At 69.9% G+C, this 2,417-nt stretch carries 4 protein-coding genes; 2 read left to right on the top strand and 2 right to left on the bottom strand.

Going from position 1 to position 2,417, the window contains the following annotated elements:
• The coding region (locus VI08_RS20415) for a cytochrome b (protein ID WP_045831485.1) at positions 1-424 on the bottom strand (424 nt) is incomplete at its 3' end.
• Positions 421-1,506 (bottom strand): catalase family peroxidase, encoded by a 1,086-nt coding sequence (locus tag VI08_RS20420; protein WP_045831486.1) that lies wholly within the window; start codon positions 1,504-1,506, stop codon positions 421-423. The genes VI08_RS20415 and VI08_RS20420, both read right to left, overlap by 4 nt.
• 133 nt (positions 1,507-1,639) lie before the next feature.
• Here VI08_RS20420 and VI08_RS20425 point away from each other — a divergent pair, with 133 nt between their 5' ends.
• Together VI08_RS20425 and VI08_RS20430 are read left to right on the top strand one after the other, a co-directional pair.
• Positions 1,640-2,155: an RNA polymerase sigma factor gene (locus VI08_RS20425; RefSeq protein WP_045831487.1), complete on the top strand. Its 516-nt coding sequence runs from the start codon at positions 1,640-1,642 to the stop codon at positions 2,153-2,155.
• The coding region (locus tag VI08_RS20430; RefSeq protein ID WP_045831488.1) for an anti-sigma factor family protein at positions 2,152-2,417 on the top strand (266 nt) is incomplete at its 3' end. The genes VI08_RS20425 and VI08_RS20430, both read left to right, overlap by 4 nt.

Below are 2,417 nucleotides of genomic sequence, written 5' to 3' on the forward strand. Positions count from 1 at the left end.
AGCGGTGTGCTTCACGCAACCATGCAAACAGCGCAGGGTCTTGCGGCAGGATCGGCGGGAGCACGAAGCCGCCGCCCATAAGCACAGGATACTTGCCCGCCGAGAGCATGCCCCAGCCGATGAGCGGCATGAGGATCATCAGCGCGTAGAGCAGCCAGTGCGATCCGGTCGCCGCCAGCTTCTGCCATGCCGGCAGGTCGGCGGGCAACGGTGGCGGCCGATGCACGAGGCGGAAGCCCAGGCGCACCAGCGCGAGCACGAAGATGCACATGCCGAGCGGGCGGTGGATCGCCACCAGCGTGGCGTGCTTTTCCGCCAGCGTGCTGACCATGCCCGCGCCAATGAACAGCATGGCGAGGATCATGGCCGCCATGAGCCAGTGGAGGAGGCGCGCCACCGGGTGGAACGTGTCGTAGCGGCTCATCGCTGTTCCTCCTTCACTGCTTTCGTCCCGGGCAGGTGGCCTTCCTCGCTGGTGCGGCGCAGGTAGGATTCGGCGTAGGCGGCCGAGCGGGCCACGATGATCGGGTCGCCCGAGATCTCCATGCCCTTGGGCAGGATCGCCGGGTCGTAGTTCACGTCGCGGCATGGGCCGTCGGCCTGGTCCTGCCAGCTATCGATGGTGACCGTGCCGGCGTCGACGGTCTTGCGATCCGCCGGCCACGCCTTCGCGGCATCGTCAACCGGGTCGCCGTCGTTGGCGAACACGAACTGCAGGTGCCACTTCACCGGGCCGGCGGCGAGGCGCTTCTTGAGGTCGGCGGCGAGGTAATCCGTGTCGCCGGCGGCGGGGCCGCCATCGCCCGTCGAAGGCGTTTCCGGCACCACCTGCCAGCGCACCGCATGGCGCTGGCCATTCGCATCGCGCAGGTAAAACGCGTTGAGGCTGAGGTAGGTCTCGTCCACGTAGCTCGCCGGTGGCTTGGCACCCTTCACCCAACCCAGGAACGCTCCGGTCTCCGGGTGCGAGCCGAAGAAGGCCTTGGCCTTGTCAGGGTTTGGCTTGCCAGTGGCCGGGTCGGGCGCGGTGGCCACGTTGAGCTCGTAGAAGGCCTGCGGCGTCGATACCGGGAACACCGGCATGGCGTTCATGCCCGTGCGCCACTGCTCGCCGTCGGGCAGGTCGAAGCGCAGGGCGAAGCTGCGGATGGGCGCCGAGCTGTCGGGCGCCTGCGGGTTGCCGCCGGGGATGGCCAGCCGCCCGACCACGGGTGTGCTGACGCCTTGGCCGAACAGCTTTGCCGAGGAGAAAGGCGCGAGCTGCCCGCTGGCCTCGAACCGGCCCCCGACGCAGATGCCCTTGGCGTGGTTGCGGCGGTAGCCGGGGTGGGCACCACCGCCATTCGCCTGCAGCAGGTCGACAATTTTCTTCGGGCCGAGCCGGTCGGGCGTGAGCCAGCCGCCGGCATAGCCGAAGGCCGCCGCGGTACCGACGACGGCCAGGCCGATCACGGCCCAGCGCCAGGCCAGGCCTGACGGGGGTCGCGGGTTCCTGGGGTCCTGCATGGTGGTTCTCCCATCCCCGCGGTGCGGGGCTTCAAAGGTGGGACGCACGTCAGCGACTTTTATTCCCTGCGAACGGAATATTCCGTCACGACGGTCGTCTTGCCTACGACCCTTCCCCGGCAAGAGGCCCGGCATGCCCGATCCGCATATCGACGACGCCCTGCGCACGATGCTGCCGCGCCTGCGGCGCTTCGCGTTGTGGCTGGCGCGCGATGCGCACGCGGCGGACGACCTGGTGCAATCCACGATGGAGCGCGCGCTGGCGAAGTGGGCCACGCGCCGCGATGACGAGAGTCTGCGCGCATGGCTCTTCGCCATCTTGTACAGGCTGTACCTCGACGGGAAAAGGCGTGCCAGCCGCTACGCCCTGCTCCTGGGCGCGCTGGGCCGCGAGGACGAGCCCACCTGGCCCTCCGCCGAACGGGTGGCCGAGGCGCATGCCACCCTTTCCGCCTTCGCCGCGCTGCCCGACGAGCAACGCAGCTTGCTGCTATGGGTCACCGTCGAGGGGCTCAGCTACGAGGAAGTGGCCGGCATCCTGGGCGTGCCCATCGGCACCGTCATGTCGCGCCTCTCCCGTGCCCGCCGCGCGTTCCGTGCCCTCGGCGACGGCACCACCGAATCCCCTGCCCTGCGGTTGCTGAAATGACCACGACCCCGCCCAGCGAACACGACATCCACGCGTACGTCGACGGCCACCTCGACGACACGCGGCGCAGCCACGTCGAGCGCTACCTGGCCCGCGACACCCACCGCGCGGACGAGGTGCAGGGCTGGCGGCAGGATGCCCAGCAGTTGCGCGCCCTGCTCGCGGGTGACCTGGCCGTGGCACCCGAGCTCGACCCGGTGCTGGTGCGTGGCCGCGCCCGCGACCGCCGCCTGCGTCGCGTGGCGATGGCGGCCGCCATCGT

It is taken from the genome of Luteibacter yeojuensis (genome assembly GCF_000964085.1).
GTDB classification, from domain to species: domain Bacteria; phylum Pseudomonadota; class Gammaproteobacteria; order Xanthomonadales; family Rhodanobacteraceae; genus Luteibacter; species Luteibacter yeojuensis_A.

What these genes read in the sequence shown, in the direction of transcription:
- VI08_RS20420 (WP_045831486.1), bottom strand. Translation starts at nt 1,506, where the DNA reads ATGCAGGACCCCAGGAACCCGCGACCCCCGTCAGGCCTGGCCTGGCGC.
- VI08_RS20425 (WP_045831487.1), top strand. Translation starts at nt 1,640, where the DNA reads ATGCCCGATCCGCATATCGACGACGCCCTGCGCACGATGCTGCCGCGC.